The 22616-nt window shown below is 38.9% G+C and carries 21 protein-coding genes; 8 read left to right on the top strand and 13 right to left on the bottom strand.

Features of this window, described 5'->3' with window-relative positions:
• Positions 1-196: 196 nt before the first annotated feature.
• The 3 genes from R2R35_RS17870 to R2R35_RS17860 all read left to right on the top strand — a co-directional run bounded on the left by R2R35_RS17870 (position 197) and on the right by R2R35_RS17860 (position 2157).
• The gene (locus R2R35_RS17870) at positions 197-904 is read left to right on the top strand and encodes a YjbE family putative metal transport protein (RefSeq protein WP_317731193.1); all 708 of its coding nucleotides are present in this window, start codon (positions 197-199) and stop codon (positions 902-904) included.
• Complete coding sequence (locus tag R2R35_RS17865; protein ID WP_317731192.1) at positions 862-1206, top strand: hypothetical protein; 345 nt, start codon at positions 862-864, stop codon at positions 1204-1206. The genes R2R35_RS17870 and R2R35_RS17865 overlap by 43 nt, the downstream gene beginning before the upstream one ends.
• 453 nt (positions 1207-1659) lie before the next feature.
• Positions 1660-2157, top strand: a complete 498-nt coding sequence (locus R2R35_RS17860) for a GAF domain-containing protein (protein ID WP_317731191.1) — start codon at positions 1660-1662, stop codon at positions 2155-2157.
• A gap of 208 nt (positions 2158-2365) precedes the next feature.
• Here R2R35_RS17860 and R2R35_RS17855 read toward each other — a convergent pair whose 3' ends face one another.
• The 3 genes from R2R35_RS17855 to R2R35_RS17845 form a co-directional block, all read right to left on the bottom strand.
• Positions 2366-3037: an acyltransferase gene (locus tag R2R35_RS17855; protein ID WP_317731190.1), complete on the bottom strand. Its 672-nt coding sequence runs from the start codon at positions 3035-3037 to the stop codon at positions 2366-2368.
• 95 nt (positions 3038-3132) lie between these two features.
• Positions 3133-5235 (bottom strand): DNA topoisomerase, encoded by a 2103-nt coding sequence (locus R2R35_RS17850; protein WP_317731189.1) that lies wholly within the window; start codon positions 5233-5235, stop codon positions 3133-3135.
• 1223 nt (positions 5236-6458) lie between these two features.
• A complete protein-coding gene (locus R2R35_RS17845; protein WP_317731188.1) occupies positions 6459-7487 on the bottom strand; it encodes a D-alanyl-D-alanine carboxypeptidase family protein in 1029 nt (342 codons plus the stop codon).
• Between the two features lie 395 nt (positions 7488-7882).
• On the opposite strand from R2R35_RS17845, the gene R2R35_RS17840 reads away from it, so the two are divergent.
• From R2R35_RS17840 to catA, 4 genes are all read left to right on the top strand, one after another.
• Positions 7883-8767 carry a DegV family protein gene (locus R2R35_RS17840; RefSeq protein WP_317731187.1) on the top strand — a complete coding sequence of 295 codons (885 nt, stop codon included), beginning with the start codon at positions 7883-7885 and terminating at the stop codon, positions 8765-8767.
• Between the two features lie 276 nt (positions 8768-9043).
• Positions 9044-9178 (top strand): hypothetical protein, encoded by a 135-nt coding sequence (locus tag R2R35_RS17835; protein ID WP_317731186.1) that lies wholly within the window; start codon positions 9044-9046, stop codon positions 9176-9178.
• A 190-nt stretch (positions 9179-9368) separates the two neighbouring features.
• Positions 9369-9797 (top strand): GNAT family N-acetyltransferase, encoded by a 429-nt coding sequence (locus tag R2R35_RS17830; RefSeq protein WP_317731185.1) that lies wholly within the window; start codon positions 9369-9371, stop codon positions 9795-9797.
• Positions 9798-9932: 135 nt separating this feature from the next.
• Positions 9933-10580 carry a type A chloramphenicol O-acetyltransferase gene (gene catA / locus R2R35_RS17825; RefSeq protein WP_317731184.1) on the top strand — a complete coding sequence of 216 codons (648 nt, stop codon included), beginning with the start codon at positions 9933-9935 and terminating at the stop codon, positions 10578-10580.
• A gap of 330 nt (positions 10581-10910) precedes the next feature.
• Here the strand turns inward: catA and glyA are convergent, their stop codons facing one another.
• Together glyA and R2R35_RS17815 are read right to left on the bottom strand one after the other, a co-directional pair.
• On the bottom strand, positions 10911-12152 hold the full coding sequence (gene glyA, locus R2R35_RS17820; RefSeq protein ID WP_317731183.1) for a serine hydroxymethyltransferase: 1242 nt from the start codon (positions 12150-12152) through the stop codon (positions 10911-10913).
• A gap of 377 nt (positions 12153-12529) precedes the next feature.
• Positions 12530-13468, bottom strand: coding sequence for an alpha/beta hydrolase (locus R2R35_RS17815; protein WP_317731182.1), 939 nt, complete (start codon positions 13466-13468; stop codon positions 12530-12532).
• 249 nt (positions 13469-13717) lie between these two features.
• On the opposite strand from R2R35_RS17815, the gene R2R35_RS17810 reads away from it, so the two are divergent.
• Complete coding sequence (locus R2R35_RS17810; RefSeq protein WP_317731181.1) at positions 13718-14239, top strand: hypothetical protein; 522 nt, start codon at positions 13718-13720, stop codon at positions 14237-14239.
• Here R2R35_RS17810 and R2R35_RS17805 read toward each other — a convergent pair.
• The 8 genes from R2R35_RS17805 to R2R35_RS17770 all read right to left on the bottom strand — a co-directional run bounded on the left by R2R35_RS17805 (position 14180) and on the right by R2R35_RS17770 (position 22205).
• Positions 14180-14902, bottom strand: a complete 723-nt coding sequence (locus R2R35_RS17805; protein WP_317731180.1) for a DUF434 domain-containing protein — start codon at positions 14900-14902, stop codon at positions 14180-14182. The two genes, R2R35_RS17810 and R2R35_RS17805, sit on opposite strands and share 60 nt — an antisense overlap.
• 22 nt (positions 14903-14924) lie before the next feature.
• Positions 14925-15155: a helix-turn-helix transcriptional regulator gene (locus tag R2R35_RS17800; RefSeq protein WP_317731179.1), complete on the bottom strand. Its 231-nt coding sequence runs from the start codon at positions 15153-15155 to the stop codon at positions 14925-14927.
• 559 nt (positions 15156-15714) lie between these two features.
• Positions 15715-17547, bottom strand: a complete 1833-nt coding sequence (locus R2R35_RS17795) for a carbohydrate-binding domain-containing protein (RefSeq protein WP_317731178.1) — start codon at positions 17545-17547, stop codon at positions 15715-15717.
• Between the two features lie 44 nt (positions 17548-17591).
• On the bottom strand, positions 17592-18257 hold the full coding sequence (locus tag R2R35_RS17790) for a DUF4956 domain-containing protein (RefSeq protein WP_317731177.1): 666 nt from the start codon (positions 18255-18257) through the stop codon (positions 17592-17594).
• The gene (locus R2R35_RS17785) at positions 18250-18981 is read right to left on the bottom strand and encodes a polyphosphate polymerase domain-containing protein (protein WP_317731176.1); all 732 of its coding nucleotides are present in this window, start codon (positions 18979-18981) and stop codon (positions 18250-18252) included. The genes R2R35_RS17790 and R2R35_RS17785 overlap by 8 nt, the downstream gene beginning before the upstream one ends.
• Before the next feature lie 333 nt (positions 18982-19314).
• Positions 19315-20559: a sensor histidine kinase gene (locus R2R35_RS17780; RefSeq protein ID WP_317731175.1), complete on the bottom strand. Its 1245-nt coding sequence runs from the start codon at positions 20557-20559 to the stop codon at positions 19315-19317.
• The gene (locus R2R35_RS17775) at positions 20552-21241 is read right to left on the bottom strand and encodes a response regulator transcription factor (protein ID WP_033168871.1); all 690 of its coding nucleotides are present in this window, start codon (positions 21239-21241) and stop codon (positions 20552-20554) included. The genes R2R35_RS17780 and R2R35_RS17775 overlap by 8 nt, the downstream gene beginning before the upstream one ends.
• A 307-nt stretch (positions 21242-21548) precedes the next feature.
• The gene (locus R2R35_RS17770) at positions 21549-22205 is read right to left on the bottom strand and encodes a GTP pyrophosphokinase (protein WP_317731174.1); all 657 of its coding nucleotides are present in this window, start codon (positions 22203-22205) and stop codon (positions 21549-21551) included.
• Positions 22206-22616: the final 411 nt, after the last annotated feature.

Below are 22616 nucleotides of genomic sequence, written 5' to 3'. Positions count from 1 at the left end.
AATAAAATTTGATTTATGAAATAAAAGACTGTAACGAGAACTTTTGTTGTCTCTGTGTTTGTATGATACAACAAAGCCGCGGTACAGTCTTAATTTATGTCTTCTAACAAGCAATAAAATATCTTTTGTAACCTACTCCTCTTTCCTGAATACTATAAAAGGACTTGAAAAAATTAGCGAAAGGGAGGCTCTATTTATGTCTGCTTTCATCGTCACGATGTTAGATATTCTGCACATAGCACTGCTTAATATTATTTTAAGCTTTGATAATATTAGTGTTATAGCCTTTGTCTCTGAGAAATTAAACAGTGATAACCGTAAGAAGGCTTATTTATCCGGCTTTACATTATCCTTGCTATTCTCAATCCTCTTTACCTCTTTGATCAGTGTTATAATGGAAGTCAAATGGCTGCCCATTCAGCCTTTTGGAGGTTTTCTGCTTATGAAGATCACCTATGACATGCTTAAACCTGAAAAAGAAGACCTAAAGAAAGAGGAAGGCGAATATACGCTGAATCAGGATCTGAAACTTTCAAAAGCAATTCTTAAAATTACTTTTATAAGCCTTTCTTTAAGCTTTGACAACATACTAGCCATCGCAGGAGCTGCAGACGGAAATATACGAATTATTTCATTGGGTTTACTGCTTAGTCTTCCAATATTATTGCTAAGCTGCCGGCTATTTATGAATCTGATGAAACGCTACCTGATAATCCTGTACCTGTGCGGTGCTGTCTTAATTCATACGTCTCTGGAAATGATTTTCTCATATCCTCTGCTCCTTACTCTGATTCCCGGCCTATTAACAAATATTCTGTCCATGTTAGCCTCATTAACTATTGTAATTTATGGATTTTATAAATGGAAGAAAATGAAAGCTACCGGAATGAAACATACGGCATAAATCTTTCTGATTCTCGAGATACTAATAAAGTACCTATGCAAATCAAGTTTGGAAAACTGCCGATAATTGCAGGCTGTCAGAAAGGCATGGTAATTACTATGGAACTAAACTATACAGATGGACCCGAAATACCTCTAGGTCTTGGAATGGCTCTGGCACAGAATCTGAATGCCATGAATTATTTTGCTTCACTTGATAATACAGGCAAACAACAGGTTATTGACGGAACCCACAGTGTCCGTTCCAAATCAGAAATGAAACAGTATGTATCCAACCTTACAGAAGGTAATAGTTTTCGTTAAATCAACCAGTTGAAACATGTAGTAAATTGGGATATACTTTATTAAGTTATCCCAATTTATTATTTTAATACATATAAAACTTTATTTATAACCAAACAAAGTACTGCAAATATTATTCATTAAGGTGTATTGAAAACTATTGACTGTATCAAATCTTCTTTATTACAGAAAATGCAAGCAGCAAATGCACCTTAAAGCTACTGAACACAGCAGAAACTAACACAACAAAAGCTCATGCTTATAAGCTTGTTTCTTATTAAGCTTATAAAGCTTGTACATCAAAAGCTTACACATCAAAAAGCTTGCGCACCAAAAAGCTTACACATCAAAAAGCTTACACATCAAAAAGCTTGCGCACCAAAAAGCTTACACATCAAAAAGCTTGCACATCAAAAGATAACTTATAAAAATAGCAGAATAAACCGTCTGTGTTTATTCAGAAATGAGGGTTTTATGGTTGAATTAACCAACGACTATCCAAAGGATAAAAAAGAATTATATGAGCTTGTGAACGCACAGTTAAAAGCTCTGCTTGATAATGAACCGGATGTAATACCTGGTCTTGCCAATGCATCAGCCCTTTTAATGGCTGCGTTAACAGACATTAACTGGTCAGGGTTCTACCTGATGAAAAGGGGCGAACTACTTCTTGGTCCTTTTCAGGGAAAGACGGCCTGCGTACATATAGCAATTGGCCGAGGTGTATGCGGAACAGCCGTTCTAAAGGATGAAACTCAGCTGATTTACGACGTTCATGAATTTCCCGGACATATTGCCTGTGACAGTGCTTCCCGTTCAGAAATCGTAATACCGCTTCATTATAAAGGCAGCATAGTAGGTGTACTTGATATTGACAGTCCATCGCTGGGACGTTTTGATGAACAGGACAAAGAGGGGCTTTCAGTTTTTGTAAACACACTGGAAACTCTCCTTGACTGGAAAAATAATTAACTATAGAGCATTCAAAACTCATTCATTATCATTCTTAGTATGAGGTTTATAACTATATTTTCCAGGCTGGAGGTTGCGTTTTGGAGGCAGACAGCAAGAAACCGCAAAACTTAATTTTGCGGTTTTCTGGTGCTGAATATCCAAAATCTTACCGTAGTATGCTTCAGTGTGGTGCAATCAGAAAGGACAATGTCTTGACACATCTAATTTATTCATTTAGCTTAGCCACTTCACCTTGCTTTTTATAAATAGCTCCTGCCGGAACAAAACCTCTGACCATGGACAAAGGATACACATGGGACCCCTTGCCGATTACCGTACCTGGGTTAAGAACACTGTTGCAGCCAATCTCAACATTGTCACCAAGCATCGCTCCCATTTTCTTAAGACCTGTCTCAAGTTTTTCGCCCTGCTTGCTGATGGTAACCAGTGTCTTATCAGATTTAACATTAGAGGTAATTGCTCCTGCCCCCATATGAGCTTTATATCCCAGAACAGAATCTCCCACATAATTATAATGCGGCACCTGTACCTTGTTAAAAAGGATTACATTCTTAAGTTCAGTGGAATTCCCGACCACCGCACCTTCACCTACGATTGCATTACCTCTGATATAAGCACCATGTCTGATTTCAGCCTCTTTTCCGATAATAGCTGGTCCTCCGATATAGGCTGTAGGTGCTACTGAAGCAGATTTTGCAATCCACACATCTTCACCGATTCTTTTATATACATCACTATCCAGCTGTTCTCCCAGCTTCTTGATAAAACTGCCGATAGCAGACAGTACTTCCCAGGGATAGGTAGCTCCTGCAAAGATATCAGCTGCAATTGTCTGTGTTAAATCATAGTTCTTTTCAATGGTAAGTTCTTCCCACATATTAATTCCATTCCTTTCTCATCGCTTGGGGACTTAGACGCTCAGTCACATTTTATAAAATACACTCGGATTTCAAAGACCTGGTTATCTTATTTTTATTTTTTGCTTTTATAAAAAACGGATACCTCATCAAAGTATTGTTTCAGGCCATACTGGTTCGATAACCCTTTTACTCCATTGGTCATTCGGGCTACAAATCCTTCTAATTTACCCATATATTCTTCTTCGGAAATCTCTCCCCCGGAAACCATCGTTAGACCCTTCTCCCAGCTGGCAGTAAGCTCTGCATTAAGGAGAGATTTTATGGAGGAATTTACAACATCATAAATCATTTCTCCTAAAAGACTGGGTGTTATGATCTGCGTCTTTTTATTCAATGCAAGATAATCAATTTTAACAAGCTTATTAAGGATTTCCGCTCTGGTTGCACTGGTACCGATGCCACTGCCTTTGATCTGGGCTCTTAATTCTTCATCTTCTATTAACTGACCTGCATTTTCCATTGCAAGAATCATAGAACCGGAATTATATCTTTTGGGCGGTGCGGTTTCACCCTCTCTTATGGTCATGGCTTTTACCGGCAGAAGCATACCTTTCTTAAGATTTTTTACTGCCTCCATGAAGTCAGCACCATAATCCGAATCTTCACTGTCCTCTTTCTCATTCTTCCCTTGACTAGCGTCGGCCTGCTGCTCTTTTCTCTTATCAAAGGAATTGGCCGCCACCTTAAGATACCCTTCCTCCAGTAAGACCTTAAAGCTTGAAAAGAAGCTTTCCTGTTTCTGTTTGGTGGTAAGGCTTATCTTCTGATAAACCGCAGGCGGAAAAAAGATACTTAAGAATCTTCTGGCAATTATCTCATAGACCTTTCCGGCAGTAGGGTTCAGGGAATTCAGTGCCTGATAGCCCTGGCCTGTGGGGATGATGGCATAATGGTCCGTAATCTGTTTATCATTTACATATCTGGTTTTTGCAATATTTTTAAAGCTTCCTTTTTCAAGAATCTCGGCTGCATATTCCCTTACCATAGCATAATTTCTAAGGCCACCAATATTCTTATGGATTTCCTTTGCAACTGCTGTAGACAGAACTCTGGCATCGGTTCTTGGATAAGTAACCAGCTTCTTTTCATACAGCTCCTGGGTAATCTTAAGGGTTTCATCCGGACTGATCTTAAACATCCTGGCGCAATCATTCTGAAGCTCTGCCAGATTATAGAGCAGCGGTGCATTTTTATTCTCTTTCTTTTTCTCAATGGAGGTTATTTCCGCATTTACTGTTTCTTCTTCCGATATGGTATCTGTAAAAATCGATTTATTATTCTCCTGACGTTCCTCTAAGGCAGGTGTTCTATCAAGCAGTTCTTCAATCAGCTTAACGGCACTTTCTTTTTCTCTGAAACCGTTCTCTTTATATAATAAGGAGGAGTTAAAATATTTAGAACCTTCTACTGCACGAAATTCACCGTCAAAGGTCTTTCCTGAGGTTTCAAGAGTAATCAAAACCCTGTAAAAAGGTGTTTTAACAAATTCCCTGATCTCTCTTTCTCTTCTTACGACCATGCCGAGAACACAGGTCATAACCCTGCCCACCGAAATAGCCGCACGTTTTTCCCCCTGCAAATAATTAGATACACTCTGCCCATATTTTAAAGTCAGGACTCTGGAGAAATTAATCCCCATCAGATAATCCTCTTTGGCCCTTAAATAAGCAGAAGCTGACAGGTTATTATAAGCACTAAGAGGCTTCGCTTCTCGGATTCCCCTTAAGATCTCATCCTCTGTCTGAGAATCAATCCACACTCTTCGTTTTTCTTTATTTACCGGAACTTCTGCCAGCTGGTCTACCAATCGGTATATGTATTCTCCTTCACGTCCGGAGTCAGTACAGACATAGATACAGTCAACATCCTGACGGTTTAACAGCCCTTTTACTACGGCGAACTGTTTTGCCACAGCCGGTATGACCTCATAGCGGTAAGCTTTTGGCATAAAGGGCAGTGTCTCCAGACTCCAGCGTTTCAGTGAAGCGTCATAGCTTTCGGGATAACTCATTGTAACCAGGTGACCCACACACCAGGTTACCAGCGATTTATCCGATTCCATATAGCCGTCTCTCTTTTTAAAGTCTTCCTTCAGGGCTTTGGCGAATTCCTGGGCTACACTGGGTTTCTCTGAAATATATAAATTCTTAGACATATTGCTCCAACTTTCTATCGGTATCAGTAACTGCCGCTATACCTTTGAAATGCGGCAATTGGTTTTGGAAATGAAATTCCGTCCCTTTATCATAACATATTTGCAACTTGATGGAAAGGAAAAATGGGGAGAAGGGGTGCATATGGCGAGCTGGTTGGTCTTTGGGAGCGGACGAGGAGTTTGCCTTCCCTTTAGCCCTTTTCTTGTTCAGAGTACCAAATTCCACTAAAATAGCAGCACCTGTTCCTGGCAGGTAAAATAATTCCAAACTCGCTGGACAGGTATCGTTATGTACAACTGAGAACTAAGACAGTGGTATTATTTTACCTAGTCACAGCTGCTGCTATTTAAGTGTTATTAGGTACTCTTCAACAGAAAATTGCTAAAGGGAAGGCAAACCCATCTGGGTATAGGGAAAGACATCATTTAGGCCACGTATCCGAACAGATAAATTTGAATTTAATCAAAAGAGGTTGTGGTAGAGCTTCTTGAAATACTTTATTAGTCCAGTTCACTCTCGGTTATATATAAAATGACTTTTGACCCCAATATCAATAAATAAATATTGATATATATAAGTGAATATACCTGTAAAAATTTATTAGGTAATAGTATTTTAGTGCGCTAAAGATTAAGCTGCTTCAAAACAGGGTAACTGAGAAAACTTGTGCCATAAGCAATTCTGACATGGGTAATATATTATAATGAAAGAAATATTCTCCATCATCAGACAACATAAAATTAATTTGGTCTATGGTTCCCATAATCTCTTTTTTATAAGAGCATAAATCCCAAAAAAGTTACTATTTTTATTATATTATAGTTTTATCAAATACGGAAGCACGATAGCAGAATCATCAGTGCTATAGCTCTCAGCATATAGAAAAATCACTCTTCTTTCAATTAGCAGGCAATTTACACAAAAAGAAAGACCAATGCGCCTATGGAAAGGTATAAGAAGTCCTTTTCTCTGAAGCTTTTGTGCTATAAGGTAAAACAGATTGTCTGAGCGCAGCGAGTTATCTGTTTTACCTTATGCCAAGCACAAAAGCTTCAGAGAATTAGGACTTCTTATACCTTGGAATTGAAGCAATGGACTTTCTGTTTTGTGTGTAAATTGCCGTCCCACTGAAACCAACTCCCTTTTACCACTATATATAATAAGGGACCAGCCGCAATACTCCATTGCTGCAGTCCCTTATTATACACCACCATCCGGCCGTTTAACTGATTTTCTTTCTTCCGTATTCCAGAAGCTTCAGGGAATCCTGCCACCTTCCGGCACTGGAGGAATGCATGACTACTGATAATACCTTTGCGTTACCTTCTCCGGCAGCTGAAATAAGACACCGTCCTGCTATACTGGTGGTACCTGTCTTAAGCCCGATAACATGAGAATCATACCACATGCTGTCTTTATTAATGAGTGCATTGGTATTCCATAAGGACAAGGTTCTTCCGTTTTGCATGGTAATCGTTGAGGTTCTTTCTTTTGTAATCTTCATTATCGTCTTACTTTTTAGTGCCTGTAGTCCGATTAGCGCCATGTCATATGCGGTTGAATACTGTCCGATGGCATCATATCCATCCGGCGAAATGAAACAGGAGTTGTAAGCTCCGAGCTTCTCTGCTTTTTCATTCATAAGTTCCGTAAATTTCTTGATTGCTTTCATTTCACCTGCGGTTTTATCTTTCAGTGCTTTCCTTCCTACATATACTGCAATGGCATAAGCAGCATCATTACCGGAAGGGATCAGCATGGCTTCCAACAGATTGTAGACCTTTAACTTGTCACCAGATCTTAATCCTGCTCTGGAAGAATCATAGGGTATCATGCTGACTTCTTTTCCTACCTTGACCATTTCACTTTGCTTACACCATTCAAGAGCAACCAGCGCTGTCAGAACCTTTGCCGTACTAGCCGGAAAGATTGGGGTTGTAGCATTTTTATGATATAGGATAGCTCCGCTGTTTGCATCAATTAATATAGCTGCCTCAGCATCTATTGTGATATCTGGATTACTGATAGCCAGTGCTTCCTGTACCTCACTGCTGCATTCCAATTCCGGAATATATGACATGTAATCTACGGAAGTGCTGTCATATATTAACGGAAGTCCGTCCTCTGCTTTTGCATATGCTGCCTGCACCCCGAAGTAGCTGTTGCTAATAAATGGTATAGCATTACTGAGATTATGAACCATAAGAGTAAGGCATACTAAAGTTATAATAATGTTTGTTGTTTTTTTCATCACAAACTCCCATTGCATACCGCACCTGTTATAAGATGTGGTTTTTCCATAATCCAGGATGCGAACGAATTCGATTTTCATTTATTCGCATTTAATCCTGTTATTGCTCTTGTTTTGTTCCTATAAGCTGAAGTTCATTTTCCTTATCCAGTCATATATTATACTTAATGAAAAATTTTAATTATAATCTTCTGCTTATTTAGTAACCACTGCATGTAACAAACAACTCTATTAATGCATTTGTGTAAAGCTTGATTTATTGATGAAAATAAGTGTCAAACAATACACTACTCTTATATTCTCCAAATGCGGTAAAATTATTAATATTCTTACACTGTACTTTTCACCTGACTTTCGTTATAATAATTCTATTAATTACTTTTAAGGAGAAATATATGGCCAGCTATCATATATTCAGCGATTCTTCCTGTGATACTCCCATAGAACTGCTGAATCTGCATCATATAACATTAATTCCATTTTATGTGACTTTTGATTTAGAACGTTATTTTAAAGAAAATGTGGAAATCAGCAACGAAGAATTCTACCAAAGGCTGTCCCGTGATAAAATCTTTCCTAAAACTTCTCTTCCTTCTGTTATGGATTACTGCCATGCCTTTGAAAAAGAAATTTTAAACGGAAATGATATACTCTGTCTTTGCCTGACTCAGAAGTTCAGCGGTTCTTATCAGTCAGCCGTTAATGCCAGAGAGCTTACCCTTGAGAAGTATCCGGAGGCTGATATACAGGTGGTGGATTCCATTCAGGCTACCGGCGGTCAGGGAATCCTTTTAATGCAGGCAGCATATCTGAAAGAAGCGGGCTATTCATTAACTGATACAGTGAAACGTCTGGAAGAGATTAAATCCTCCGCAAGGATCATGTTTACTGTGGATACCCTTGAATATCTTGCGAAAGGCGGACGAATTGGAAAAGCAGCTTCGCTGGCAGGTACTATGTTAAACATCAAACCTATGATTCAATTAAGGGATGCGGAACTGATTCCTTATTCCAATGTAAGAGGCCGCAAGAAATCTCTGGACCGAATACTTAATATGACAGAGGAATATTTTAACGAGAATAATGCTCACTATGAAGATTACGATTTCTGCCTGGCCAATGCCACAACTGCGGAAGATACCAAAGCTGTACAATCTCAACTGGAGAATCTCATAGGCAGAAAGATTACATACCCTATGTTTCAGATAGGTGTTACCATTGGAACCTATACCGGTCCCGGAGCAGTGGGTGTCTGTTTTGTAAGAAAATTTGACAGATAGATACACCGCAAATAAAGAGGTTATCATTTTCCGTCGCAAGCTCAGAACCAAATACAAACATTATCGTTTTAAAGGATACCCCAAAATGTTAGATAAAACGCTGACATTTTGGGGTATTATGCTTTAACCTGGCACATAGATTCAATCTATTTACCAGGTTAATTTCATTCTACAGGTATAAACAAGTGATTGGTATTCATATAAATTCAATCTATATCCTTTATTAATTCATTACCTGGCTCGATACCTGTTAATAATAATCCCAAAAGTATGCTATTGCAGGGAGGAGGACAAGCCTGGGTTGATAATGTTAGTATTGAAGAAGTTGATTACAATGTTCCAGTAACTGAATTTACCATTGAAACAACATTCCCAGATTATGTTTTAAATCCATCATTTGAGGAATTTTAACGAAATATTTTTATAATAAAGATAAGCTTCGCCTGTTCTTTTATCGTTCTCTGGGATACCCTGTCCAACGATGCATTTCGGTGCGGCTAGATTCCAGCCTGTTCGGAATATAATAAATATACTGGTGTTTCTTTATTGTCTGCTATCTGCTATAATAAATAAATTAAGAATATATACAAGGAGATTCGTTTTGATTCGATTATTACAGGAAACAGATACAGATAGAATTGCAGAAATTTGGTTGAATACCAATATTAGTGCTCACAACTTCATTGAAAAAAAATACTGGGAAGATAATTTAGAAACAGTGAAAGAAATGTTTCCACAATCGGAAGTATATGTTTATGAAGATGAAAACACTGGTAAAATACAAGGTTTTATTGGAATGAGCGATAGTTATATCGCAGGAATATTTGTTTGCAGGGATGCACAATCTTGTGGTATCGGCAAACAATTGCTAGACTTTGTTAAAACGATTAAAAACCAATTATCCCTGAGCGTATATCAAAAGAATATACGAGCATTGAAATTCTACCAGAGCGGTAATTTTAAAATTCAGAGTGAGAAGATTGACGAAAACACTGGTGAAAAAGAATACTTCATGATATGGGAACGTTAAAATTTATTTTGGCAGTTTTATACTGCCGTATTTTTACAACTGGAAATTAGAATAACATAAGGTGGTGAATCAATATGGTGAAAACAAGCAATGCTGCCTTCTAAACTTATATTATAATTTTAGGAGGCAAATAAGATGAAATTTATTGAAATAGATATGAAACAATGGGTAAGAAAGGAACATTATGAGCATTACATCAACAACGTTCGTTGTTCCTATAGTCTCACAATTGATATTGATGTTTCTGACTTGCTAACCAGATTAAAAGCAAGGGAATTAAAAAGTTATCCGGCACAAATATATATGCTGTCAACAGTAGCTAATCAATTTTCTGAGTTCAGAATGACAATAAATGAGCAAAATCATTTAGGGTATTGGGACATAGTTAATCCAATGTATACGGTTCTAAATACGAAAACAGAGACATTTTCTGCTGTGTGGACCCAATATAATAAGAGCTTTCATAAGTTTTATGAAGCATGCCTGGATGACATGGCTCAGTATACGACTGGTGTACTTTTTCCTCAGAAAAATATTCCCCCGGCTGTTTTTAACATTTCCAGTGTCCCTTGGCTGGATTTTACTGCCTTCAATCTGAATGTCTTTTCGGGTGAAGCCTATCTCCTGCCCATTTTCACTATTGGCAGATATAGAAACGAGCACGGGAAAACCCTCATGCCCCTTGCAATACAATGTCACCATGCAGTTTGTGATGGTTTTCATGTTGGCAAGTTTGTAGAGGCCCTTCGCTATATGGCAGCAAATTCGGAAGAATGGTTATAAAAGCTCCTTCAGCTTAAGTAAAAGATTTCAGGCTAATTGTACAAGCCAGAAAGAACGAATGTGCCTATGGAAAGGTATTAGAAGTCCTTTTCTCTGGATGTTTTATGCTATATTAGAAAGCAGATTGTTTGAGCGCAGCGAGTTATCTGTTTTCTAATATGTCAAGCATAAAATATCCAGAGAATTAGGACTTCTTATACCTTGTAATCGAAACATGAGTTTTTTCTGGCTTGTACAATTTGCCGTCCCTCTTGCCAAAACCCGACCTTCAACTAATATAAAGCAGCCAATTCCCACCAATTCCCCGACATACTGCCCTATAAAATAATCCTATTTATACAGCGGATATCTGTCAGTCAGCGTCTTTACAAGTTCCATAGCCTGCACTTTATTCTTATCTACATCTGCAATCAATAAGCTGATGGCTTCTGCAATAACCTCCATATCTGCCGCAATCATACCTCTTGTAGTAACAGCCGGTGTTCCAAGACGGATACCGCTGGTTACAAAAGGTGAGGCAGGATCATTGGGAATGGTATTTTTATTGCAGGTAATATTCGCAGCATCTAAAAGCTTTTCAGCTTCCTTACCGGTAACTCCCTTATTCTGAAGATCCACTAACATGAGATGGTTGTCCGTTCCGCCGGATACAATTTGAAAACCTCTGTCTGTCAGACCTTTTGAGAGAGCTTGTGCATTTTCAATGATATTTGCAGCATAGGATTTAAAGGCAGGGTCAAGAGCTTCTTTAAAGCAAACTGCTTTCGCTGCAATTACATGCATCAAAGGACCTCCCTGAATTCCGGGAAATACTGATTTATTAAGTTTATATTCCTCTGCAAATTCAATACTTGAGAGAATCATACCGCCTCTGGGACCTCTGAGAGTCTTGTGGGTGGTAGTGGTTGTAACATGAGCATAAGGAATGGGGGATTCATGAAGTCCTGCTGCTACCAGACCTGCAATGTGGGCCATATCTACCATCAGGAGAGCTCCTGCAGCATCTGCAATTTCCCTGAAACGCCTGAAATCAATCTTTCTGGCATAAGCACTGGCTCCGGCCACGATTAGTTTCGGCTTAACGGAAAGAGCGATTTTCTCCAACTCTTCGTAATCTATGAAGCCTTCATCATTTACACCATAAGGAACGATATTAAAGTAGCTGCCGGACATATTCACCGGGCTGCCATGGGTTAAATGTCCGCCATGAGCGAGGTTCATACCCATAATGGTATCACCGGGTTTCACAAGGGCAAAAAATACTGCCATATTAGCCTGCGCACCGGAATGAGGCTGAACATTGGCATAAGTACAGCCAAATAACTGTTTTGCACGTTCTATGGCAAGATTCTCAGCAATATCAACAAATTCACAGCCACCATAATATCTTTTGCCGGGATAACCTTCTGCATATTTATTCGTAAGTGGACTTCCCATTGCTGCCATTACTGCTTTACTAACGAAATTCTCAGACGCTATCAGTTCAATGTGATCTTCCTGTCTTCCAATTTCCTTGGTTATAGCCTCAGCAAGCTCAGGGTCATAGCCCAAAACTTCTTCAAATGAATACATCTCACTACCTCCGTTGGTATTTTTACAGTATTATAACACAGTAATACTGTTATTAAAAGTGATAATTCGACCTTATTTCAATAAGCTGTACTTATTAAACCGAATATTTATTCAATAATCTCCTATTGCATAGACTTTTGCAATTTCAACAATGATATGATAAGAGCCTCCTGGCTTTCCTTAAAACACCGCTGAAAGATATATAACCAATCTTATGTGCTTCATATACAAATTGTTGTTTTAGCACACATATCAATAGTATTTCTTTCAGGCAGTCAATTAGAGAAAAGCCAGGAGGCACACCTCCATTCTATATCGCACCTCCTTGCAGATGCGCCACAGGTATAAATCCGTATGTGAATTCTGATTCCAAGCATTCACACTAAATATATATGTTTATCCAGCCATGTAAGTATCTCTTCCGTAACTTCCTCCCGGTTACTTTCGTTCAACAGCTCATGTCTGGCTTCGTTATAAAGCTTTAAGGTTATATCCTTCACCCCAACTCTCTTATAGAGCTTACTTAAGCTTGTAACCCCCTTACCGCACTTCCCAACAGGGTCTCTGTCTCCGGCAATCAGAAGCAAAGGAAGTTCCGAAGGCATTTTCTTTCTGTTCTTCCTTTTTTCTATGTCCTTAAGGCCTTTTAAGAAATCATAATAAAAACCACAGGTAAATACTGTACCGCAAAAAGGATCTGCCACATATTTATCCACTTCTGCCTCATCCCTGCTCAGCCAGTCAAACTCCGTCCGATTAGGACTGAACAATTTATTAAAATTGCCAAACAGAAGGCTGTTCATCCTCTCACTTTTTGCTCTTCTTCCCTTTTTCCTTGCTTCCAGAGAGGCTATCAGGATTCCGGCATTTAACACAAACCCTTGATTACCGTTTGAACCGGATAATATGAGGCCTTTCAATTCTTTTCCGTACTGCATGGAGTATTTTTGTGCCGCAAAGGAACCCATGCTGTGCCCAAATAAGAACAATGGCAAAGAAGGGTGATGCTTACTTATAATTACACTTAGCTGATGCATGTCATAAACCAGCCATCGAAAACCCTCCTTTTCCGCAAGATGTCCAAGCTCTTCCACACTTCCCGCGGTTTTACCATGCCCTCTGTGGTCATGAATATACACCTTATACCCATGCTCCGCAAGAGTATTTGCAAAACGCTCATACCTTTGTGCTGTTTCTGCCATTCCATGAGCTATCTGTACAATTCCTTTTATCTCTACAGAAGCCTCCGGACTAATACGATATCCATGGATACGGATCCCATCCATTGCCTGAAAAGAAAATTCTTCCCGCTTCATAGCACTCCCATCTGTGTGCTTTCGCCCACGAATAAATCTAATGCAATATCAATCCTACCTATAAATCTTCACTGACTATCCGTAATCTTATCTTTATTGTTACCTATTGTTAACTTTCTGTCAATACAAACAAAAAAAGTGGCTCAATAATTATGAAATAAATTGCAAAAAAAGGTCTACACTATAATCAGGTGATTTCACAGATTATAAATATAAGAAGCTGAACTAGAAGATTGGAGGTGTACAGATATGAAATATCTTCATTCGGATTTATGGAGAGATATCAATTGCGGCGATGAAACCAGGCGCCTTAACGCTTTATCAAAATGGAATGAAAACATAAAATTATATCAGTCCGAATATCTGAAAGCCAATAGTCATCTGACAAAGGCATTTATAAAATCATATGAAAGTAACTTTGGGTTCCATCATTATCTTATCAATGATATCCTGTTATCTGACGGAAGTAAATATATCAAATATAATCGTTCCGATATCAAGAGCATCAACCAATGTCAGATAATACTCTATGATCTGATAGACACCTGGCAGCTTACCTATAAAGGTTTAAGTTACATGAATTTTAACTGCAGCGGTACTGCCCTTAATTCACTTGGAAATTCCAGGCAGATTGAATACAGCGAACTGATGCTCTTTCAGGATGATATACTTTCTCATGAAATCCAAATGACCGGAGGTTATATTCTTTTACTACATTTCACCTGGGTCTCCGTTAAGAAAATCCACCATCCACAGATTACTGGTTCCTGAAAGTACCAGGCTGTTCAGATTAACCCAATTGCTTGCGTAATCCAGTATAATGGAATCAGAGGTGGCCACACACTCCTTGGTCTTTAATATTTTATCAACTTCATTTGTTACAAAGACCTGTGTACGAAAACTGAACGGTTCTAATTCTTCCTGTATCAATACCTTTAATCTGCCGGAATTAGAAACAGGTGCATCAAGGTAAAAAATAATTTCTTTTACTCCCTTTTTTTCAAAAAAATCACCTAACCATCTAAGAGCTGTAATCGTCTTATCAATAGGATGATAGGTGCCTCTGAGACCCGCAAGGTCCCTGATTGTTCCATCAAGGCACCGAAACACCGGAGAACCTGACAGAATAACCTCCAATGTTATTAAGATATTAAATCCGTCAATATGCAGTATCCTGTCTCTTAGATCATATATTTCTCTGGATTTTCGTAAGTTTATGGCCTCCTCTGTAGCCGCCCAGCGAAGCAGTGCCATACGCTGCCTCTCGGATAGCAAATAATGATTCCCCACAAATACGGAAGCACCTGAAACCGGGTACCCCTGATTTATCAGGTATCGGATATCTTTGCCTGCACTGGTTAACCTGTTGAATGCCTCCGCACCGAATTCCTTTTCGTCACTGTCCTTATACCCACGTCTGGTTTGTTTTGTCATAAGTTTACTTCCTTTTGCCTCTTTATCTTGTTGTCACTACCTCACTCTCCATGTCAGCCCTGATCAGTTCATCAAGTCTTATGTCGAAAATATCTGCTATCTTAATCAGATAATAAAGATGTGGCAATACCTTACCGCTTACCCATTTCCCCACAAGTTCTGACGGTACTTCCATAAGAACTGCTAACTGGCTAAGTGTAAGATTCTTTTGTTTAAGTAAATAACTAATGTTATCACCGATCGTAAGCTCCATTGTAATCCTCCCTCGGTTACCAGAATGTGTTTAAAAGCTTATTTTGCCGGTCTGGTTGCTTCACATTTTGGTTATGGCCGGGTTGCACATTTTCCAGATCATAGCGTGACTATATACCAGGAAAAGCGCTTTGTCTCCTACAAAGCGAAACCCCAGACTGTTGCAAGCAGTTTTTAAATACACCCTAAGTATCAGATTAATATTTTTACAGCATTACATAACGAAATTATACCTCATAATTTATGCATAGCCTATAGTATTTTGTCAATAATGTGTGATAATTTTCCATTCTTATTAGGTGTTTTTCGAATAAATTCTACCATTATAGGTTTATTCCAACAAAATGCATCAAAAATTTTGTCTGATTAACCTGAACAAATTTCTATAAGCTGCTTTGTAGTGTAACAAAAAAGAGCAGGTACTTCTCTGCTCTTTTTTGTGTCCCGTAAGACTTTATTTAAAGACTTTATTTAAAAACTTATTCTTATATCTGCAGCAACTTATCCTTATATCTGCAGCAACTTCTGCTGCTATTTCCAGTGCTTTATCAAGCATTTACTTATTTTCTGGTACCGCCGCCAAAACCTCCCCGACCTCCCATTCCCTGCTGACCATTACTGGTAACAACAGAAGAAAGTGTAATATCGGCTGTCTGTTCGCCGCTGGTTAAAGTATAGGTTGCATCTTTCGTCAACTCCGGAAGGCTTAAGACAATTGACTGATAGTCCTTTGTGGGGGTAAAAGAGGCAACTACTTTACCGCTTGAATCTTTTAAGGTCACTTCTGTTCCTGCTGTACTGACACTTGTTAAATTATAAAGGATAGAATACTGAGTTGAGGTATCGGAAAATCCCTGTGCCATTCCTGAACTTCCGGCAACATATACATTTCCTCCGCTTATATCTGCAGTACCATTGTAATCCAGTGCGCCATCACCATTGCCCGTAGGACCATAAACATATAAAGTACCGCCTGTTATATATAAGTCTCCGTTGCTGTCAATCCCATCACCAGAGGCATCCACCGTAATAGTACCGCCGTTTATTAAGATGTAGCAATTGGTGTCGACCTGATCCATACCTCCTCCTCCGCCGAAATTTCCACCGCCAAAGTTACCGGGATTCTGGGGTCTTTCCTGTCCATTGTTTTCCTGTCCATCAGCATTCTGGGAATTTTCTGTTGCTTCTGAGGTAGCATCTGTACTATCAGCTTTTGCAGAGGTATTTGTGGTTCCTGAGGTATCCGAAGTTCCAGAGGTATCCGTTGTATTGTTCTGAGGCCCTCTTCCTGCTGGTGCAGTTCCAGTACTTGCGGTATCCCCGGAGGCTGTGTTTCCATTATCATCTGTTGAACCGGGGCCAGGGAAGGAACCATCCTCCGGAGGAGTCATATTTTCACCGTCCTGAGGGAAACCATTCTCTGTTCCATCGGTCTCACTGGTATCATTTGAACCGCTTGCTGCATTCATACCATCATCCGAGGCTGTAATATTAATTACACCATCATCTATAATGATTACTGTTCCTTCAATACCTTCCTGGCATTTAACAACTGTTATGGTACCGCCGGCAATATATACATAACCTTTCGTCGTATCATCTGCGTTCTTTGACTGTATACCATTTCCAGTATCTGAGCTTAAGGTAAAGGTACCCGCTTTGATTTTTACTGCATCTTTACCGTTAATGGCATCTTTCACTGCGGTAATATTATAGATACCACCTGTTACTACAACATCATCCTTGGACACGATACCATGTTTATAACTGGCTGTAAGATTAAGGGTTCCACTGCCGTTAAAGGTCAGATCCGCTTTACTGAAGATTACACCATCTACCGTATTATCATCTGTCTGCACATATTCTGTACCATCTGTCAGTGTATTAACGGTACCTTCCTCCAGTGTAATAAACACTTTGTCCCCGCTCTTGATATAAATGGCTGCGGAGGTGGAGTTGTGAATGGTCACTCCCTTTAATACCAACTGTACCTTCTCTGTATCAGCAGCCTCCACAACGATCTGCCCTTCTGATAAAGTTCCGCTGATTACATAGGTGCCTTCACTGTTGATAGTGATGGTGTTATCCTTCACTTCTGCACCGGAACCCGACACCGTAGAGGCCTTATCTTTTAATGTAATAGTGATAGCAGTGCTCTCCTCATACCCAACTTCCAGATCTCTTGCCGTAAACTCCTTGTCCACTTCTATCTGTGAGGTGGGTACAATACCTGTCTGAATAGCGGTAGTAGTCGAGGAGGAATTCTCTGCCTCTTGTGTTGTTGTAGTCGTGGTTGAATTATCCTCTGTTTTACTCGTATCTGAACTGCTGCAGCCTGTTATTACCATAGCAGTTATGGTTACTGCTGCAATTATATAATTTAGTTTTCTCATAGTGACTCCTTCCTGAATATCAATCTTTGATCGAATATTCGCTGCTATAATTCTTCGGTGCCAAAGGATGCCTTTTTACAGGAAATTTCCAAGTTGCCGTTACGGCAGCGAAGTTCATCAATAAATGCCTTTTCCTGTGCCGGATTTTTTAATCCGATACGATAACTTAATTTATAAAGGCTTCCCATATTTGCTGTCTTTACCATAACCAGCTCCGATCTGTTTGTATATTTTTCAAATAGATCATCAAATACTCCGGAATAATCCAATCCTTCGGGTATGGTAATGTTTAAATCCTTATCCTGCTGCTTTGTCTCACCAAAACCGGTAAAGTTATATAAACAGGTAACTATTATAATTATCAGGACAAAGAGCCCTGCTGCTGTCAGATAACCGGTACCGGTGGCAAGACCGATCGCCATTGCCATGAAGATGCTTGTAATTTCCTTTGCATGACCCGGGATGGAGCGGAAACGTACCAAACTAAAAGCTCCCATCACCGCAACACCTGTACCTAAGTTACCATTGACTAGCATAATTACCATTTGAACAATTGCGGGCATTAAAGCTATCGTCATTACAAATCCTTTGCTGCTGTTACTGAATTTGCTGTGAACCCAGGCAACAATTCCTCCCAGTATAATTGAACACGCTGTGCAAAGCAGAAATGACTGTATTGTAAAGGTTCCTGTTAAAATAGAATTAAGCATATTTTTTTCCTCCCATTCTTTCGTATATATTTCTATTTGTAAGCTGCTCATAACCTCTGCCGTATTTGGAGAAAGAGGTCGGATAAATCTTCAGTTCATCCAGTATATGAGTCAACCAGAGGGGCATTGTGCCGGGTATTTTGATTTCCATTAACCGATAGCCTTCGGGCAATAAAGCGTTACCATAGTTACCGGCCTCAAGAAACAATGTATCTTCTCTCCAGAGAATGTTTGTGTCAAAAGTAACTCTTAATTCAGAATCCTCTAGTCCATACATGGCAACTCTTTCATATGAAATGTACATGGCGGGAGCAATATCCTTGTAAAACTGAAGGAACCAGTCTATTTCCCTGATAATCTGTGAATTTTCTTCTGCAGGTTTCTTATCGTATAAGTAATTTTCAGCCTTATTAAGTTCAAGCTTTTCGCGCCTTTTATAGACAACACCCTTATATTTTTTCTTTAATTCTATGAATACGATATCTCCTTCCTGTGGAGTACCATAGCTTCTTAGTCTGAGCTTTTCTTTATAAACGGGTTTTTCCATTGAGGTTCTTACCAACTGATAAGAAGGCGTATCAAAATAAATATTACAGATCGTTGTGTTACCATATGCATCTACGTTTAATTTATCTTGAAGCCTTGCTCTCAGCTGTTTGTATGCCATCTCACTCAATAAGTATTTCTTCTCGTAACGTTTAAAGGTTCCCTGAAACTGACTCATAAATATCCCTCCTGCCTTTTGTTCTCTTTTCTAATTTTGTTCTAATGGATAAACTAATTGTAACCTGCCAACTTAAAACGAACTTTAAATCAGACTTTAAATTTACTTTAAATTTACAAAAGCAGAAGGAAACATTTACATAATCTTAATTGCTGCATGATATACGTTTTTTATAGTAAAAAAATTAAATCCCGGTGGAAGGAGTCCCCGGGATTTTAAAAGAACGGAATCCTTTACCGCTTACGCTGATAAGGATTCCGCTCTATTAATTCTTCAATATCTTTTACTGTTACCTGACAAACCAATAAAGATAAAAATATTTCTGCTGCCAGTTTATCCTAGGGTTGCAAAAAAGCAGACCTCATTTCCATTTTCACATCTGGCAGAAATCTTTCCATGATGTACCTCTACAATGGATTTCGCAATGGACAAACCAATACCATATCCGCCTGTATCTCTGGATCTGGAGGAGTCAGCACGGTAGAAACGGTCAAAAAGCTTATTAAGATTCTCCTTTGTCAAGGCATCTGCTGACATATCCGTCGTGTTAAATACCTCCAGCTTTACCCCTCTCTTATAAGGGGTAAGGCTCACTTTTATTCTTCCACCTGCTGATGAATACTTTAAGGCATTATCCACAAGGGTTGATACTAACTGCTGGATACTGTTCTCTTCACCGTAGAGCTTCAGACCTTCTTCTACCGCTAACAGAAAAGTCTTATTCTGGGTTTCGGCAACTGCTTTAAAGGAGCCGGCGGTCTCTTTGACTGTTCTGCTGATATCAAATTCTGCAAAGCCGGTCTTCATGGTACCCTCATCCATTTTTGATAACATCAGAAGATTCTTAACCAGCTTATCAAGTCTTGTTATCTGATTTCTTATGCTCATAATCCATTCACTCTCTCCACCGGTTAGTTCCAGGACATCTGCATTGGCAGAGATAATGGCAAGGGGTGTTTTTATTTCATGCCCTGCATCGGTTATGAACTGCTTCTGCTTCTCCATGCTTTCAATAATCGGAGTCAAAGCTTTTCTGGAAAAGATTGAGACTAATATAAACATCAGCAACAAGGTGCCTAGAGCAACAGCGATGGAAATAAAGAGAAAAAAGCTCATGGTCTGCAGGGAATTGCTGCAGTCTATGAAGATAACCAGGTATCCGCTGTCCTGTGCAACCACTACATATTTATAAGATTCCTTAAAACCGCTCTTTTTTCCATTTTGAAAGGCTTCTTCTGCATATTCTCTTGCATCACTTGAGGAGATTGCCCTGATATGACTGGTATCGATCTGGCTGGCTGTACCTTCTGTATTGAGCCTTACGGTAAAATATCTGGTTTCAAAGGGTGTCTCTTCGCTTAACCGGAAGCCGAAATCAAAATTCTCACCGGGTGGTTTCCCTTTATCCAACTTAGGAAAGGTTCCCTGATTCTCCGATAAGATCTTTAAAGCTCCGTCTATCTTATGATTCATCTGATAGATATTAACAGCATTGATAGTTCCAATCAGTAAAAGAACAACTAAAAATAAGGAAACCATAGTAATCGTAATAAATTTCTTTTGCAGTTCCCTAATCATTCTCTGCCTCCTCACAGACCTCCAATTGATAGCCAACTCCCCTTACGGCTTTAATTTTTACATTTGCTTCAAGGGAATCCAGCTTCTTTCTAAGGTAGGAAATGTATACCCATACAACATTGATCTCTGCCTGAGCATCGTATCCCCAGATACGCTCCATAAACTGCTCTGTGGAAATCAGACGTTTCGGATTTACCATAAGCATCTCCATCATCTGGTATTCTTTATTGCCCAGCCTTAAAGAAGCCTTATCATTTGTCAGTTCATAGTTCTCTTTATTCAGAGACACATTGCCCACACCAATGATGTTAGGGGTAAACTCAGATTTTCTTCTGCCCATTGCACGGATTCTAGCCAGTAATTCTCCCATTGCAAAAGGTTTGCTCAAATAATCATCTGCTCCTAAATCAAGCCCTGTTATCCGGTCTTCTATTTCAGCCTTTGCCGTAAGCATTAGTATTGGGGTGTGGATACCCTTGTCCCTGAGTTTTTTTAACACTTCAAGGCCGCTTAACTTCGGCATCATGATGTCTAATATAATAATATCGTAATTCTCTGATAATCCGTAATCCAAGGCATCCGCCCCATCGTATACGGGATCTACTGAATAATTATTATGTTTAAGTATGGCAACCAGTGCATTGGACAGTTCTTTTTCATCTTCTGCTAAAAGTATTCTCATAATCTCACCCATTGCATATCGCATGCCTGCCTGCGATACCGCCACAAATCATACAGGTTGATGAATGTATTTTGTGGCACCTTTCTATAATCGAATTTACTTACACCCTGACAATATGCATACCGTAAGCTTGTCTGCGGTAACGCTTATCGGGAATGCCTGTTTAGTTGGTGTAGGTTTTATTTTATTTACTCCAGCTTCCAAATTGTATGCCAGTACCAAGGAAAAAGTACAAACAAGTTATCCTTTTATTTTCTCAACAGTTTTTCTTAAACTGGTACGTAATTTTATTACCTTTCTTTTGATGCTACAGCTTCATGGCATTTACCTTTATCATATCCAAAATAGTTTGAAAATTTAAGTCGGTTGATGCCATCTCATCGGCACATCGCTTTAATTCTGCTGTTATCATGTCCGGACAGGTTATATCCTTTTTGTATTTCATCTGATGTTCCAGACTTGCCCAGCAATCCATTGCTATGGTCCTTATCTGGAGCTCACAATATACATTCTGGATATGATCTTCTAAATGAAGAGGTACCTTAAGAATCAGATGATAACTTCGATAGCCATTTGGCTTGGGATTTCTGATGTAATCCTTCTCTTCGATTACTTCAAAGTCTTCCTGATTCTTTAACATATCAACAATCCAGTAAATATCATCAAGAAAGGTACAAATAATACGAATACCTGCGGCATCAAATATTTGCGTAAGCGCATTGCTTACGGTTACTGATAGTTCCTTTCGCTTAAGCTTCTCTTTCATACTTTCTGCTGATTTTATTCTAGCCTTACAGTGCTCGATTGGATCATTTAAGCCTTTTGTAAGTTTATATTTACGGATTATCTCAAGTCTTGAAAGAACTTCAATAATAGCACCTTCTAAAAAGACATAAGATTCCTGATAAAATTCCTGCTCCGGTGTTAGTGTATCACATTGAATATTGTATTTATACTGTTGCATGGTATCCCTCCGTTCAATATGAATGTCATTTCCTAAGGAGAGTATACCATCATAACCTTAAAACTACTTAAAGCCTTTCAGAGATAGATTTATTTTATCACTTTTACAGCCTTTCAACCAGTATTACAGGTGTTTCTAAGGAATATTCTGGTTGTCTTTTCAGGAATAACCGTAGCATCAATTTTGGGAATATCTTTGTACTAAATTTAGGAATATCTGTGTACTAAATTTAGGGGTTATCTGACTTATATTATAGAAACATCAGTGTGTAAAATTTATATTTTTGAATTATCTGAATCAAATTTTAGTATCTGTGTTTATAATTTCAATATTTTCTGGCTGACCTTTCAAGAACATCAGTGTTATAAATTTGAGTTTTATCTGAGTGAAATTTATTAAACTATCAGCAGA

It is taken from the genome of Anaerocolumna sp. AGMB13020 (genome assembly GCF_033100115.1).
Classification (GTDB): domain Bacteria; phylum Bacillota; class Clostridia; order Lachnospirales; family Lachnospiraceae; genus Anaerocolumna.
This window is presented reverse-complemented; position numbering and strand designations above follow the sequence as displayed.